Consider the following 16196-nt stretch of genomic DNA (forward strand, 5'->3'; position numbering starts at 1 on the left):
TCCAACTCATACTATCTCGAATCCAAGTCTTCAAGATTATGCCTCTTATTCGGAATAACACTTTTAACCTAAACTTATTAACCAATAAAAAAACACAAGTAGCTCCCTCTTTGAGAATCTCCTTGTGTCTAAAGCTGGAATATTTAATTTAGTGCAGATAAAACTGTGTTACTTGCTATTTTCTATACTATTAACGATACTCCAATATAAGCTATAACTGTAACAAGAACAACTAACCATGCTGGCTTCTTCCAGTGATACAGTAGTGTAAATGAACCGATAGCTATAGCGATATCTTTGTTGGATTCAATGGCGCTGGTCCATATTGGATCATACAACGCTGCTAGTAGAATACCAACAACAGCTGCGTTTACTCCTAAAAGCCCTGCTCTGACATTGTTGTTTTTACGTAATTGATTCCAAAATGGTAGAACACCAACAAGTAAAAAGAATGATGGCAAAAACATTGCTAAGGTAGCTACTATCGCTCCTGGCACACTTGCAATAATCGTCCCTAGATAACTAGAGAACGTAAACATTGGTCCCGGAACGGCTTGTGTTGCACCGTACCCTGCTAAAAATAATTCTTTTGAAACCAACCCATTTGGTACAACCTCTGCTTGTAGAAGCGGAAGAACAACGTGACCTCCACCAAATACAATAGAACCTACACGATAAAATATATCAAATATGGTTATGTACACAGACGAAGCAGTAGACGCTAAAATCGGTGTTCCAATAAGAAAAGCTATAAAAAGAATCAGAGAAATAATGCCCGTTTTCTTCTTATAATGTAACTCAACATCTTGCCCTTCTGGAAGATCTTGCTTTCGAAATAAGTAAACTCCAATAAAAGCAGCTATAAGGATAATAGTAATTTGTGCGAGAGCTGTTTGATAAAACAATAATACAAGCGAAGCGAGAACAGCTATTGTAATCCTCGGTCGGTCAGGCGTTAGTTTCTTCCCCATGTTCATGATAGCGTGTGCTACAACTGCTACTGCAACAACCTTCAATGCAGAAATCCACACCGCATCTTGAATACCTGAACCATTAAGGAATAATGCAAATAAAACTAGGGCTATAACAGATGGAACTGTAAATCCGAACCATGCTATAATGCCTCCTAAAATTCCACCACGAACCATTCCGATTGAGATACCAACCTGACTACTTGCCGGACCTGGTAAGAACTGGCACAACGCAATTAAATCAGCATAACTTTTGTCATCCAACCATTTTCGTCTATTTACATATTCATCTTGAAAATAAGCCAGGTGTGCTACTGGTCCACCAAAAGATGTAAGTCCTAAACGAAATGATACCAATAATATTTCAATATAAGTACGGATTTTGTTCATGTTCACCTCTCCATTCTTAACTATTTTATCGAGAGAGTCTGGGTATGAACAATAGATTAGACTTAATTTTACTAAACTTTAATATTCCGTTCGTTGTAGTTGTTTCCCCATGATAATCATCTCTCCCCCATCTGCTAAGGGGCCCTCTTTTACAGGTTCCCAACCAAGGTTGGTGTAAAGTGTCCGAGCTTTAACATTTTCTATACCTGTTTTAAAAATAGACGTATCATGATCAGACTTATCAAGCAGTCTTTTTTCAAGCGTAGAAGCTATACCTTGTCCACTATAATGCGGAAGCACTGCAAGCTCTACAAACTCAAAGCAATTAGATAGCCACTCATTCTTTTCCTTCTCATTTAACAATTGGGTTAGGTCACTGTGATAAGATGAATCATTTATTGTCGTGTAACCATAAGCAAAGCCAACTACTTCTTCATTGCAAATGGCTCTGAGGCCAACAAAACCCGGATAAGAACTATGTTTCTCAAATCTATTCCTAACGAAGTGGTCATCTTTAGAGTGAGCATTTAAATATATCGAGACAATATGTTCTAGCTCCTCTTCTTTCATCTCTAACGGCTCATATGTTATAAGCATCATTCTCTCCCCTTTGTCTTATAAGAAGTTTCCCATTCTCTTCGCAAGATACTCATTTCAATCAACGACCAATATTCATCCCCAAACTTTCGAGCCTCGCGCAAAAGGCCTTCTTTCTGGTAACCTACTTTCTCATAGGTATGAAATGCAGATATATTAAAATCAAACACCCCTAAACTAACACGATGTAGTTGTAATATATCAAAAGCGATAGCTGTAGCCTTATGAACCATTTCCTTTCCTATACCTTTACCTAAGAAACGCTTATCACCAATTAACACGCGTCCGATACGGCCAGATTGATTATTCCAGTCAATTTTCGTAATAGATATATGACCAATTGTATGTCCTGTATTCTCTTCCACTGCTTTATAAATATATTTTGTAGCCCCGGGTTCATTTGCACCTTCTATATAGCCTTCCAATTGTTCACGTGTGAGAGGGTAAGTAAAATAATTCCCTGTCCATTGGTGCATAAAAGTCTTGGATTCAACCCATGACAGCAATAAGTCAAAATCCTGCTGAGTGAACCTCTCTAATCTAACCAATTTAAACGCTCCTAAAGTGTTTATTTATTTTATATATTAAATTGTTATACTATCAAAACATTAAGAAATTTTTGTTATCTTGTCAAATTATGTTTCATTTACAACAAGTCACCAAATCTCCGATTATTAAAATATATACTGTAATCACTTAGTAAGAAAAGAACAAAAGCTCAGAGCGCCCGGTTAGCGACGTATATGCTGCGGCCCACACGACGTGGGTTGGTTCGATGTTGCTACGTGATGTAGCGGTTTTAATCGAACTTCCCCTTTGATCTTTTTGAGATAAAGGCAACACGAAGAACGTAGTGATTCGATGTTGACTTACCTTAAGGAGGCGAGGGAAGCATACTAGTCGCTGGGCGCTGCAGCTAGACGTGGCCGTATCACTTTTTTAGTTACACACAAGCTTTATAGTATGCTAAACGATAAAAAAAAAGAATGCCACAAAGACATTCTTATCCATTAGCTCTGAAACTCTATTTCATCAGCTATCAACATTATGTTTTCTTTATTAGAAAAGAATTCTGTTAAATTCTTAACTGAATTACGTTTTAATTTATACGTGCTATCCTCACCTGGTAAAAGATATTGAATGTAACCATCGCCATCCTTTGTTAACCAAAGGTGATAGTTCTGATCATTGCTTCCTTCAAGGTCTAATTCAAAAGAAGCAATTGGTTTTGATTCAATTAATTTATGCGAGGTAAGCTTCTTCGCATTATTAATGGCTTTCATGAAAATTTTCATGTCTTGCTCTTTTATGTACGCTTCTTGAAATGATTGCTCTTGAACGTGCCTATACATGACTTCTACTTGTTTAATATCTTTTAAGGTTAGTGTAGAACATGACACCAACAGAAGTAAGGATAATGAACCGATTACCCTTTTTATATTCCCCTTCATCCATTAACCTCCCCCTTCCATCACCTCCAAAACTTAACATATTTTTTCATTTCACACCATTACAGGGTTTATTTTCTTCTCCTCTTTTATTATCAACGAAAAACATAAACACGCATTCTTCACTGCTATTCGAATAACAATATATCTGGTTCTTGTTTGTATGTGTGCACGAGGATAGCATGTAGCTGACCTCTATGGTGATAGAGATGAGTTAACATTTCCAGTAGCCATTCATATCGCGAATAAGTAACACCCCAGTGAGATGTCGTTTCCTCCCATATTTCATGCTCTCCATAGGATGCATACCGTTCTTTTAAGACGTTAACAGTTCTTATTAGCTGCTCTTTAACATCTTGTTTGGTCTTCACCTGTAAAGTAGTGTAATATGCCTCCATTTCTTCAACAGTTTTCTCATCTGCAATTAACAAGTCCGCTTCACAAATCGTTGATAGGTGCGCTAACAATTCACCAATGGAATGTTTTCCTTCTGTTGGTCTTCTTTTTAAGTCATATTCATCTAGTTGGTCTATAAGTGTAACCATCGTATCCACCAGAACATCAATCTGGTGAAATATACGTTTACAATATAAATTCATGTAATCCTCCTTAACTTAAAATGAGCGCTCAGAGATTACCTCTGAGCGCGTCCTAAACTAATAAAGTTATGCATTGTGTTCAGGCAACAACACAATCTTACCTAGCTTTCCTGCTTCCTTGAAGTATTTCTGAGCTTCTCTAGCTTCCTGCAATGGAAAAGTCCGTTCAATAACAGGTTTTATGTCACCTTTAGCAACGGAATCCATTAACCGTTTAAACTCTGCTCTCGTTCCTAACACGGAACCAATAAGTGTTATATGTTTAAGGTATAGAGTTCTAAAATCCAGCTCTGTTTTTTGACCACCTGCAGAACCGGACGTACAGAATCGACCACCTTTTTTCAATACTTGAAGGGACGTGTGAAATAATGCATCCCCTACGACATCTAGAACTGCATCAATTGGTCCTCCGTTGGCTTCTAGAATTTCCTCTGTTAATTGATTGGATTTATAGGAAAGCACATGGGTTGCTCCTAGTTCTTTCATTTTTTCTTCTAGAGATAAATCCCCTACTAAGGCAATGACATTGGCACCAAAGGCCTTTGAGGCAATCTGTACATTCAGAGATCCTACACCACCATTTGCTCCAGTGACCATAATAGTTTCACCAGGCTTCACCTTTGTTTGCTCCACCATATGCCATGCCGTCATTCCACTTACAGAAAAAACAGCACTCTCTTCATAACTAGAAAGAGGCATAGGATCACATAATTCCGCAGGCCACACTACATATTCTGCATAACCACCATCATATTCTGATCCTATGAAGGACATATCCTCTGAAATATGTTCCTTTCCTTCTTCACCGGTAGAGGTGAAAGGAAACAAGACAACATCCTCCCCAATTCTGCCTTCGTCGACATTCTTACCTACGACTGCAATTTTTCCCGTAATGTCTGAACCTGGCACTCGAGGAAATTGAACTCCCTCTGGACGCCATCCGGATTTACCTCCTGTACCATAAGCCCCTTCACGCATCCAAATTTCTGTGTTGTTAATCGCACAAGCCCTTACTTGGACAAGCACTTCATTCTCTTTTGGTTGTGGAATTTCTTTATCAACGACCTCTAGTTGCTCCAATCCCCCGTAACCAGTCACTTGTACAGCTTTCACACTGTCACACACCTTTCAACAAAATGGTTTTACTAATAATCTCACTCTACCTATTAGTATTACAGATAAGAAAGGTTTCATCCATTAAAGCGCACTAGTGTAATTCATTTATTGAAAAGCATGCATGTTAAAAGACGAGCATGAATATCTTTTCTTAGGAACAACTATAGAAAGGGGCTGCCTTATGATTCGTTTATTCGGAATCTTTATTTGTTTGATGTTCATTACTGCCTGTGGAGTAAGCGAGGTCTCCAAGAAAGGTTCTACTTTAACTTCTGAGAACTATGAACTTTGTGGGTATGGACCAATGATGATTATTGATGGGAAGGAATATATAAAGGTGAATAAGCAAGAGAAAGTGAAATTGGAGCAACAACTTGGCAGCATTATACTAAAAATTGATGAAACACTTCATCCTGTTGAAAATTTCACTTCAAATACATTACTTCCTGGTACAGCCATTTATAGTGTAGAAGACAACGCAGAAAAGTTGGTAGCCCAGACACATGAGAAAGAGTACTTATTATTCGAGTTAATTAAATAAGCCAGTATAAAAGATGTTTCTTTTATACTGGTTTCTTCTTTACAATACAAGTTGTTAAAGGAGAACTATAACCACTCTAACAATTCGATACGATTGCCGAACGGATCGTACACATAGATGCGATTTGCTCCAGGAAGACGATCATCCTCTATGTACTCCACATTTTTTTCTGTGAGGTGTTTCTTTAGAAGCTCAAGATTTTCTACTTCTAAAGCTGGATGAGCTTTTTTTGCAGGAGAAAATGGTTCCTCTATTCCTATATGAATTTCATTGTTCCCAAATGAAAACCAAACTCCACCATTCTTCTTTAACTCCGCTGGTTTTTCTACTTCTGTTAACCCTAATGCCTCCGTAAAGAAGGACCTTGCTTCATCTTCACCACCTTTTGGAGCAGCTAGTTGAACATGATCAATAGATTTAAATGCAAAAGACATATACATCCCCCTTTTTTTCATAATTAACATTATTCTACTTGAAACTTTTGCACTCCTTCCTTTCACTTTCCTTTTCCATATAAGAGGTTAATTCTAAGAACATTTCTACATCTTTGACACACAAGGACATTCCTTCTTCCCAAAACGATCTATCATGTATATTCTTACCTAAATGTTTCATAGCCAGGTCTTCTACAGACATACTTCCAGAGTCACGTAATAATTTTATATAATTTTCTTCAAATGTATCTCCTTCAGCCTTTCCCTTTGCATATATACTTTGAGCGAAGAGGTAACCAAAAGTGTAAGGGATATTATAAAAAGGTGTTGTAGTAATATAAAAATGCGGAGTGAACGCCCAAGCATGTTGAGGTGCACCTTCTAAGCTGCCTTCATAAGCCTCATCAAAAGCCTCTTGCATTAATTCATTTAACCTTGTTGCAGAGACCATTCCCTTCTTTCTCTCCTCATAAAATCTAGTTTCAAACAAAAACCTGGAGTGGATATTCATAAAATTCATCACACTTCTTTTTATTTTTTCGTCTAGTAAGAAGAGCTGCTCTTCTTTTGTATCAGCTCTCTCTATGGCTGCATCCAAGACCACCATCTCCGAAAAAGTTGAAGCTGTCTCTGCTATACACATAGGATAATGTTTATTTATTCCTTCAACTGAAGCCATAGCATGATTGTGAAAAGCATGTCCTAATTCATGAGCTAAGGTTAATACATCCGTGATCTTACCTCCATAGTTCATGAATACTCTAGATTCTCCTGTTAGAGGAAAGCCTGCACAAAAAGCTGTAGGATTCTTAGTACATTGATCTTGAGCTTCCACCCAATGATTTTGTATTGCCTGTCTTGAAAAACGTTCTAATTCCGTACCAAATTGACCTAAGTGCTGCAGTATAAAATCTACACCTTCTTCATAATCCATTGTTTGATTACTATGATTTATGGGAGCCCAAAAGTCATAAGCATACATAGAGTTTTTCCCAAGCAATGTTGCCTTTCTTTTTAAATAAGCTGCGAAAGGTTCTTTGTGATCACCAACGACATCCCACATAGTGTGCAAGGTTTGTTCACTTATACGGTTATGGCGTAATGGTTCTTCGAGAACGCTGGCAACACCTCTTTTTTTGTAAACTTGCAAACGAAAGCCAGCAATATGATTTAGTATAGAAGCTAATATATCTTCCTGGGATGTCCAGACATGTTCCAATGCTTTATATGATTTTTTACGAATATCTTCATTCTCATGAGATCGCAGATTCATGGCTTGCCCAATGGATAACTCATTCACTTCTCCATTAACCTCCAATTGAACTCCCAAATGACTAACAAGAGTTTGATACACCTTCCTCCATCCATGATATCCATCTACCTCAAGTGAAGAAATTATCTTCTCTTCGTGTTCCGTTAGTCTATTATGTTTACATTCACGCCAATCCCACAAAATGAATTGATACGGTTTTAACCTGTCTGTGGCCAACAACTCCTCCCAAACCGATCCATCAATGTAAAAAAGTATGGTTTGAAATTTATATAAGATACCCTCATATTTTGCTGATAGTTTAGCAATACTCCCTTGAATAACAGATGCTCCCTGATCTTTCGGATTTTCTGCAAGCAAGCAAGTGGTAAAGGAAGAAGCCTGAGTCAGTTTCAATCGAATATCATCAATATGGTTGATTAAATTATGTATGACATTAGCGTCTTCCTTCTTATTTGGTATGGCAAAAGCATCGATAATCTGATTAAAATCATTCACTTTTTTCTCGGTTAAGGCTATATGATTATGCAAGTCCTCTGAATCACTCTTCCCATCAAAAATTTCATTTAAGTCCCATACATCTTTATAACTGGCCACTTTTTTCTTCCTCCTTCTATGTTCCACCTCACAAAAACCAAACGTTTGTTCTTATTATATATGTTTTATAAGAAAATGTCACAAACTTCACAAAAAAAGTAATTTAAATGAATTCCTTTACACTACTTCCATTCATTTGGTTTTCTCAACATTCCACATATTACGGGCAAAAAATCTAACTAACTTTCATTAAACTTTCATATTCCTGTTGTACTATTTCATTACAGTTATTGAATAGGAGGAACTATCATGCCAAACGCATGGATGCTAGGCCCCTTGATTATACAGCGATCATTTGTATTTCTTGCGGTGAGCTTGCTATTAGGAGTTATCCTATTTCAAGTGTTAAGCCCATTTTCGAAATCATATGTAAAACAACTAACAAATGAATTAAGTTCCTTCTTTTTTGCATTTGTTGTTTCTATTTGGCTTGCAAAGATAGTAGTAAACATCGGGACATTTATGAATGATCCTCGTGCAGTACTAGCATATCCAAGCAATAGCAACGCTTTCTATTTAGCTTTTGTTTTCATCCTTCCGTATAGCATGTTGTATGTTTATCGTCGCAATTTGAATAGAAACCATATTGGCATAGCTTTATTCTATGTTTTTATATTGGCTTCCATTTTCTATGAATTCGCCAATATAGTTGTAGATCAAAATGTCGCTGTGCACGTAATCCAACTAGGTATTTTAGTAGTTACATTAATTGTACTTTTAAGTTCACAGTACTTCCTAACTCGATTATCTCTGTACATTAGCATCACAGTTTTTACGATTGGTTATCTTATAGTAGCATCCATTTTCGCTCAGACCCACATCCTACTATACACCGTCGACACTTGGTTTTGGATTATTAGTTTGATGGTCGTAAGCTTGCTGTGGTTACGCTTATACCTTGCAGACATAAAAACTAGCAATAGTAAACGCTGGATATAGATTTCAATGGCTATAATTATCATTTTTAATACATGAAAAGAGGGTGAAAATATGACAGCAGCATCTGACATAACAATATGGCTAGCACTAGGAGCCGGAATTCTTTCTTTCCTATCTCCTTGTACGCTCCCCATTTTCCCAGCCTACTTATCCTATATCACTGGGATGAGTGTGAAAGAGATTGAGTCAGAGTCATCTTTAAAGGTTCGCTCCAAACTATTATTGCATTCGATATTTTTCCTGTTTGGAATTTCTCTGATTTTTATCAGTTTAGGGGTTGGTGTTTCTTTCTTAGGAGAATGGATTCAAGGATTGTTAACAGGTACTTCAGGAGTTTTCCTCCAAAGGATTGCAGGTATTTTCATTGTGGTTATGGGGCTATTTGTTGCAGGCTGGTTGAATATCTCTTGGTTCATGCGAGAAAAACGTTTTCGATTTACTCAAAAACCAGTTGGATATATCGGAACTATTTTTGTTGGAATGGGGTTTGCAGCTGGATGGACACCATGTATCGGCCCCATTTTCGCTTCTATATTAGTTGTAGCTGGAAGTAATCCAGCTCAAGGCACCCTTTATACGATAGCCTACGTTATAGGGTTTGCTATTCCATTCCTTGTTTTGGCATTCTTTTTAGGATCAACAAAATGGATTGTACGTTATAGCGAGAAGATTATGAAAGCAGGTGGAGCAATTATGATTGTAATGGGAGTACTATTGTATTCAGGCCAAATGTCCAAACTATCAAATTTCTTGCTTCAACTTGTACAAGACACATGGTTCTCAAATTTAGGATAAAGAGCGGGGGGAAAGAAGATGAATATCAAAAAGATTCTCATTACAGTGGTAATAATCGGAATGTTTGGTTGGGCTGTATATGATTTAACTAGTTCTACCAGTTCATCTACTTCAGAAGATAATAATGAGGAAGGAAAGGAATTTAATGTTGCAGAAGGAAAGGGTTCTGATAGTAACACAACCAAAGTAGGATTAGAGGTCGGCAAGAAGGCTCCTGATTTTCAATTAACTACATTAAATGATAAAAAGATAAGCCTTTCTAACCTAAAAGGGGAAAAGGTTATGATTAATTTCTGGGCTACATGGTGTCCACCATGCCGAGCTGAAATGCCAGACATGGAAAAGTTTTATCAAAATAAAGATATTACCATTTTAGCAATCAACCTAACCTCAACAGAGAGTGGCTTAGGTGATGTAAGGGACTTTGTAAAAGAATTTGACCTTAGTTTCCCAATTCTTTTAGACAACCAAAACAATATTGCAACCTCCTATCAAATCCGTCCAATTCCAACGACATATATGGTAAATTCAAATGGTGTTATACAGCATAAAGCGCTTGGGGCAATGAACTACGAACAAATGATCAAGCAATATGAACAGATGAATTAACTGTCTATATGTCGTAAAATGAAGGTGGTGATGCTATTGAAACAAACTATACTTGTCGTTGAAGATGATAAGATGATTCGCGAACTTGTCAGCTTGTATCTTCAGAATGCAGGCTACAATGTCATAGAAGCTGAAGATGGTGAAGAAGCGAAAACATCCTTTCTTACCCATCATCCTTGTTTAGTAATACTAGATTTAATGCTTCCTAAACAAAGTGGTGAAGAGGTATGCGAGTGGATACGCCAGCAGGAGCGAAATGAAGCTTCCATTATTATGCTCTCAGCAAAAGCTCAGATAAGCGATAAAATTGCCGGCTTAAAGATGGGAGCAGATGATTATATCACAAAACCGTTTGATGCAGATGAACTTGTAGCTCATGTTGAAGCAGTATTACGTCGCACAGGCCAATTTTGTCAAAAAATCACCTATAATGGTTTATGCATCAAGCCTCGCAAAGGTGAAGTGCTATTGTACGACCATCCTATTACGCTTACAAAATATGAATTCAACCTTCTTTATTACTTTATGGAAAATCCAAATATCATTTTATCTCGGGAACAATTATTACGTCAGATCTACCCTCATGCTGAAACAAATGTGCTTGACCGAACGATTGATGCTCATATAAAAAAACTCCGAGAAAAAGTAGAAGAAGACACCTCTTGCCCTAAACGAATTCAAACAGTCAGAGGAATGGGGTATAAATTTGTGGATGCGTAAATGGCTAACCACTCTTGCTCCTAAAGGATTTTTATGGAAGCTTACGGCATTGAATGTAATGATCATTACACTTTTTATCGTCTTAAGTGGATTAGCTATGTATAATACTGCTTGCTTTCTAGTGGAGAGCATGGGAAGTCTGAACAATGAAAAACAAGTATATTTTAACTCTACTCTCTTACAATATTTATGGCTATTCAGCTTAATTGCGATACTAATTGGAAGTATTGTTCATTATCTATTAACAAAAAAGCTTGTGTCACCTATAAAGGAGTTAATAGAATCAACAAAGAGCTTGAAAGAAGGTTCTTATCCCGATCCTATCCAGGTGTCTTCCAAAGATGAAATGACCGAATTTGTGGAACATTTTAATGAGTTAATTCAGCAATTAAAAGTGAATGAATATCATCGGAAGAAATTTGTTTCTGATCTCTCTCATGAATTAAGAACACCGCTGTCCAACTTAAATGGATACTTGAATGCATTACAAAAAGGTGTGATAAATGGGGATTCCTCTCTTTATCATTCGTTATATAATGAATCTCAACGTCTTACGAAAATGATGAATCAATTAGAACAACTAAAAGAATGGGATTACGCTTCCTATAATACAGTGGCCGAAAAAGAATCTGTAGACATATCCTCTCTTATGAATCAATGTGTTTCCATGTTTCAATGGTCCTTAAATGAACAACAAATTGAGATAGAGGTAAATATGTCTTCCAGGGTACTCTCCCTTAATATAGAAGGCATTCAGCAGGTCCTGACCAATCTAATGGATAATGCCATTCGCTATTATGAAGGTAACAGCCCTATCTATATTTCAGGTACAGAAAAAAAGGATTCCTATTTCATATCCATTACAGGCCCAGGCAAGTCTATTTCCGAAGAACAGCAGCAAGCTATATTTGAGCGCTTCTTCCGAACAGACCCTTCAAGAAGTCGTGAAACAGGTGGATCCGGTCTAGGTTTGGCTATTACCAAAGAGATCATCGAACACCATAACGGAGAGATTGGCCTCCAAACTGATGGAGACGTTCACAGCTTTTGGATATCCTTACCGCTCCGGTAAGTCAGCCTAATCCACTTTAACAGCATACACTATGCAAACTCAGAGAAAGCCTTTCCTCTGAGCTCTAAGCATAGAGATGTTTTCTAATTAATGATTTAGACTAGACTTGTTCCTCACCGCTTCTTGCTCAACCCTATGCAAAAATTCATCCACGACCTTTTTGTTGTTTTTTTCATTACCGAGCTTAAGCATTGCTCTTCCTACAAAATTAACACCCTTGTTCTGACCCTCATAAATAAACTTCGTCTGATTTTCACCTTCTTTGAGCAACGTGAAAGAAAGGGAGATTTCAAAAGCCTTGCCTAAGACAAACGAAATTTGCTTATGTTTTTTATCCTCTTCATTTTCATAAGCTAGTGTTTCAACAATATAGGTCTCAACACGCTTTCCTTCACGATATGATTGACGATGCTTAGCTCCCACCTCATGCTCTTGCTTTTCAATAAGAGTATGCTCTTCTACCTTTGGCATAATAGTTTGTATGTTTCTATCGGCAAATAAGCTCCATACATCTTCAATAGGCGCATCGATCAGTATTTCTTCTTTCCATTTAATCATTATTCTTCTTCCCTCCCAGATGCTAAGAAATCATCAATCTCTTCTGTTTGAAGCTGAAGGTCCTTCATTTTCATTTGAATTTTTTCTCTCTTTTCCAAAAGCAACTCCTCTAGGTGTTCAAATGATTCGTCCTCCATGACAGAAATCATTTCCTGCACCGTAAACCCAAACCTTCTTAACTTCACAAGCAGAAGAGCTAAAAAATAACTTCCGTCATCATAATATCGATAGTTGTTGGTAGGATCCTTGTATGCTGGCTCAAGTAGTTTGACTTCAGCATAATAGCGTAATGTTTCTTTGCTCAATCCAGTCATATCAGCAAAGTCACTAATTTTATACATCCTTGTTGCCTCCTAAATTCATCATAAACTAAGGGGTGCACCACAGGGTCAACGTTTTTTTGAAAAATTCATATTTCATATGTAAAAGTCACATTTCTACATAGCTCATTGAAAATCTTCACCATTACGAGGAAACAACTTTTAGTGATTGGTGAAGATAAATGAACGAAGCCAGAGTGGATATGGCCCCTCCTACCCCAATAGTGATAGATGTACCCATATACTCAGCGAATACTCCTGCTAACAATGCAGTTATTGGCATTAACAGCCAAGTCATAAATCGACTAGTTGCTTGAACACGGCCCAGTAATCGTTCAGGTGTGAGATGCTGTCTAATGGTCACAATCGAAGGACTCATAATTGCGGCACACATAGTCCCTATAGCATTCATGCTGGCTAATAGTATAGTTGTTTGAACGAAGCTAAATAGAATGATTGAAGCACCACCAACTGTACCAGCCAAAAACAAGATTGCCCGATAGGAGAGCACTTTTTTAAGAGGATTTGAAAGTAAAGCTCCTCCTATCGCACCTAACCCTCCAACGGATAATACCCAGCCTATTTGTAAGGCATCTAAGTAAACAGATGTTTTAAGGTGGACGACCATCATTGTTAAGAACAGCGTCGTTCCTACAATGGAAAAAAGCATAGCAACATTCGTAATCATAATAGGCTTATTTTTCCAAACAAACTGAAAACCTTCTTTTATTTCATTTAGGAAACGTGAATGGTTAGGTTTCTTCATAGGAATGATTTTTAAGCTAAGTACAACAAAAAAGCCAATAAGAAAACTAATGCTATTAAGAATAAGAGCGATTCCTGGATTATATACACTAATTATTAACCCACCTAATCCTGGCGCGATAAAAACGGCCATATTTAGCATTCCGGTATTAAGTGAATTCACCAATTGCAAATCCTTTCGTGGCACCAACCTAGGGACAGAAGCGAACTGAGATGTGTTATACAATTGAGTTAGCCCCCCTACTAGCAGGGCCCCTAAACAGACAACTTCTATATGTAGCGCGTTTGTCAAAAATAGAACCCCCATCATACCAATGACCAGAAACCGTATAAAATCACAACTTAATAGAATTCTTTTTCGATCCCAACGATCTGCTACCACTCCACATAATGGTTGGATAAGAACAGGTAATCTTTCTAACCCTGCTACAATTCCCATACTTAACGGAGAGTTTGTGAGCTCTAAAACAATTAATGGCAAAGCAATTAAGTAAATTTGGTCTCCAAAAAAAGATACTAGGTTACCCGCAATAAAGCGGAGCACTTGAGTATTTTTCCTTAACTTAGGATACTCATTATTGGCATGAACTTTTGTTGTAGGTGTTTGCATCACCTTATACCAAGAAATAATTCTAATTCTTGTGGCATAGACGATAGGATTGTTTGATTTGCCTTATAACCAGATGAATCCGAGGAAACGAGTCGTGCTGATTTCAATAGCTTCATATGGTGATGGACAGTCGTCTTACTCATATTCAATTCTTCTGTTAATTCGTGCAACGTATAGCTTCGTTTTATTACCAGCTTTAACATTTTCAATCGATTTTCATCACCAAGTGCTTTATAGCGTTGTACAAGTATTTGATTCGGTATATCTTTTTTATCAGGATGCATACTCTCATTGGACACTGGATAATAAAAAACCTTTGCTCCAATTAAATCTGCCTCTACGTTCCATGGTCGATAAATTGTTTGGGGGATTAAGATCACCTTATGGACACTTGGTTCTGGCCGATATTGGATGCCTCCCGTAGCCCATTCTACAAACTGTTCAGAATCTACTCTCTCTTTCATGTGTTCCTTCGCTTCTACATCACGTAATAGGATAGATTGCAAACGTTTTTGTTGAGGTTCAATTACTGCTTGCAACCAACCTGATAACACTTCTATCAAATGAGTCTTCACTTCATCGATATCAACGCTGCAAATAAACTCAATGTAGGATGGAAAAAAAGGGTTGTCTTGCGTAACGGATTTTAGTTCTTCTATGGCTTCTTGTGACTGTTGAGAAGCTTTTTGTCTTCGTGCTTCATGTATTTTTCCTAGATAAGGTATAGCATAATATCTAAATTCCTCTGCTGATAATTTCCTTATATACATACTAAAAGAACGAAAATCCTCGAAATCATCCTGATGTAATAGCTGGAGAAGAGCCTTCCACGTATTATGATCTTCAACATACTGGAGATGCTCCAACATTCGGTTATTTAGAGAAATTTTGATGCTTTCCCACCCCGTAAATTCGAGCGTATCTTTTAAAGGAGTGTTTGTAATAGCTGCAATACCTAGCGCAGCTTCCCATAAAAGCGAGTGTTTCAACTCTACTTGATATGTTTCCCGTTGTTTATTACTAGTAGAATATATTTCCATATAATCACCTCTTGCTAGTATACTATATTAATAGAACTACAGATTCAACATTTTTCGAATATGAATCTAATACTATTACAATACCACAACTTACAAAGCTTTATCTTTCGAATAATAAACGTTTATAAATGGGCCTAATACGCTATACTAGTAATAGTGGAAGGAGTTGAGAGGTTTGGAGCTAAGACATGCTTCACTAAAAGATGAATCCACCATTGCAGAATGGCTGCAAAAGGAACAAGATTGTTTATTTACGACTGGTAAAAAAAGCTATTCTACAGATATGTTCAAAAGCTGGTATGAGGCTCACGATCAAATTGGCTTTATAGCAACGAATAATAATGAAACGCTAGCTTACGGGGAGATATGGATAGATGAAGAAGAACAGGATTTAGAATTAGCTCACTTGATTGTACATCCTTCTCAACGCGATAAAGGGGTTGGAAAAGAACTAATCGGTTTGTTATTGGAGGAATGCAGACATTCTCCATACGAATGGGTCTACGTAAGAATTGAGCCAGATAACAGTCGCGCCATACAATGCTATACAGGAGCGGGCTTTAAAGAAGATCCTTCCTTACGTGAAACCTTTAACTCAAAATGGACATGGATGAAAAAAAGAAACCACTAAATCATTCACCTCTTTTAATCAATAGGCTGTGTTAAAATTTATTGTTGATATACTAATGAAACATTTTTCTATCCTTCCATATAAGCGCCATTATATTGAAGACTTGGATTTGAGATATTTTGTGAAAGAGAGATGTTTCCGTTGTTTTAGTAAGAATAAAGGTGGCCGTGGAAC

The 16196-nt window shown here is 37.2% G+C and carries 19 protein-coding genes; 7 read left to right on the forward strand and 12 right to left on the reverse strand.

Annotation, left to right across the window (positions count from 1 at the left end):
• Positions 1-182: 182 nt before the first annotated feature.
• The 6 genes from chrA to N782_RS17935 form a co-directional block, all read right to left on the reverse strand.
• Positions 183-1361, reverse strand: a complete 1179-nt coding sequence (chrA, locus tag N782_RS17910) for a chromate efflux transporter (protein ID WP_036823476.1) — start codon at positions 1359-1361, stop codon at positions 183-185.
• 78 nt (positions 1362-1439) lie between these two features.
• Positions 1440-1958, reverse strand: a complete 519-nt coding sequence (locus N782_RS17915) for a GNAT family N-acetyltransferase (protein ID WP_052111416.1) — start codon at positions 1956-1958, stop codon at positions 1440-1442.
• Complete coding sequence (locus N782_RS17920) at positions 1958-2506, reverse strand: GNAT family N-acetyltransferase (RefSeq protein WP_036823479.1); 549 nt, start codon at positions 2504-2506, stop codon at positions 1958-1960. The genes N782_RS17915 and N782_RS17920 overlap by 1 nt, the downstream gene beginning before the upstream one ends.
• Positions 2507-2968: 462 nt before the next feature.
• A complete protein-coding gene (locus N782_RS17925; protein WP_036823482.1) occupies positions 2969-3409 on the reverse strand; it encodes a YhfM domain-containing protein in 441 nt (146 codons plus the stop codon).
• Between the two features lie 125 nt (positions 3410-3534).
• Positions 3535-4005, reverse strand: a complete 471-nt coding sequence (locus N782_RS17930) for a DinB family protein (RefSeq protein ID WP_036823485.1) — start codon at positions 4003-4005, stop codon at positions 3535-3537.
• A gap of 66 nt (positions 4006-4071) precedes the next feature.
• Positions 4072-5118: a zinc-binding dehydrogenase gene (locus tag N782_RS17935; protein WP_036823488.1), complete on the reverse strand. Its 1047-nt coding sequence runs from the start codon at positions 5116-5118 to the stop codon at positions 4072-4074.
• Between the two features lie 184 nt (positions 5119-5302).
• Between N782_RS17935 and N782_RS17940 the strand changes: the two genes are divergently transcribed.
• The gene (locus N782_RS17940; RefSeq protein ID WP_036823490.1) at positions 5303-5662 is read left to right on the forward strand and encodes a hypothetical protein; all 360 of its coding nucleotides are present in this window, start codon (positions 5303-5305) and stop codon (positions 5660-5662) included.
• A gap of 65 nt (positions 5663-5727) precedes the next feature.
• Here the strand turns inward: N782_RS17940 and N782_RS17945 are convergent, their stop codons facing one another.
• The gene (locus N782_RS17945; RefSeq protein ID WP_036823492.1) at positions 5728-6096 is read right to left on the reverse strand and encodes a VOC family protein; all 369 of its coding nucleotides are present in this window, start codon (positions 6094-6096) and stop codon (positions 5728-5730) included.
• Positions 6097-6130: 34 nt separating this feature from the next.
• Entirely contained in the window at positions 6131-7963 is a 1833-nt protein-coding gene (locus N782_RS17950) for a M3 family oligoendopeptidase (RefSeq protein ID WP_052111417.1), read from the reverse strand.
• 249 nt (positions 7964-8212) lie between these two features.
• Here N782_RS17950 and N782_RS20820 point away from each other — a divergent pair, with 249 nt between their 5' ends.
• From N782_RS20820 to N782_RS17975, 5 genes are read left to right on the forward strand one after another with little or no spacing between them, the layout of a single operon-like run.
• Entirely contained in the window at positions 8213-8902 is a 690-nt protein-coding gene (locus tag N782_RS20820) for a hypothetical protein (RefSeq protein WP_052111418.1), read from the forward strand.
• A 51-nt stretch (positions 8903-8953) separates the two neighbouring features.
• Entirely contained in the window at positions 8954-9697 is a 744-nt protein-coding gene (locus N782_RS17960; RefSeq protein WP_036823495.1) for a cytochrome c biogenesis CcdA family protein, read from the forward strand.
• Positions 9698-9715: 18 nt separating this feature from the next.
• Positions 9716-10306, forward strand: coding sequence for a TlpA family protein disulfide reductase (locus tag N782_RS17965; RefSeq protein ID WP_338048269.1), 591 nt, complete (start codon positions 9716-9718; stop codon positions 10304-10306).
• Between the two features lie 36 nt (positions 10307-10342).
• On the forward strand, positions 10343-11026 hold the full coding sequence (locus N782_RS17970; RefSeq protein ID WP_036823498.1) for a response regulator transcription factor: 684 nt from the start codon (positions 10343-10345) through the stop codon (positions 11024-11026).
• Complete coding sequence (locus N782_RS17975; RefSeq protein WP_036823501.1) at positions 11019-12098, forward strand: sensor histidine kinase; 1080 nt, start codon at positions 11019-11021, stop codon at positions 12096-12098. Before N782_RS17970 ends, N782_RS17975 begins: the two co-directional genes overlap by 8 nt.
• An 87-nt stretch (positions 12099-12185) precedes the next feature.
• Here the strand turns inward: N782_RS17975 and N782_RS17980 are convergent, their stop codons facing one another.
• From N782_RS17980 to N782_RS17995, 4 genes are all read right to left on the reverse strand, one after another.
• Positions 12186-12656, reverse strand: coding sequence for an SRPBCC family protein (locus N782_RS17980; RefSeq protein WP_036823504.1), 471 nt, complete (start codon positions 12654-12656; stop codon positions 12186-12188).
• Complete coding sequence (locus tag N782_RS17985; protein WP_036823507.1) at positions 12656-12997, reverse strand: MerR family transcriptional regulator; 342 nt, start codon at positions 12995-12997, stop codon at positions 12656-12658. The genes N782_RS17980 and N782_RS17985 overlap by 1 nt, the downstream gene beginning before the upstream one ends.
• Positions 12998-13121: 124 nt before the next feature.
• Positions 13122-14351 (reverse strand): MFS transporter, encoded by a 1230-nt coding sequence (locus N782_RS17990; RefSeq protein WP_036823508.1) that lies wholly within the window; start codon positions 14349-14351, stop codon positions 13122-13124.
• Entirely contained in the window at positions 14351-15391 is a 1041-nt protein-coding gene (locus N782_RS17995) for an ArsR/SmtB family transcription factor (protein ID WP_036823511.1), read from the reverse strand. Before N782_RS17995 ends, N782_RS17990 begins: the two co-directional genes overlap by 1 nt.
• Before the next feature lie 175 nt (positions 15392-15566).
• Here N782_RS17995 and N782_RS18000 point away from each other — a divergent pair, with 175 nt between their 5' ends.
• Complete coding sequence (locus N782_RS18000; protein WP_052111419.1) at positions 15567-16022, forward strand: GNAT family N-acetyltransferase; 456 nt, start codon at positions 15567-15569, stop codon at positions 16020-16022.
• Positions 16023-16196 lie beyond the last annotated feature (174 nt).

The organism is Pontibacillus yanchengensis Y32, from assembly GCF_000770635.1.
Taxonomy (GTDB): Bacteria; Bacillota; Bacilli; order Bacillales; family BH030062; genus Pontibacillus; species Pontibacillus yanchengensis.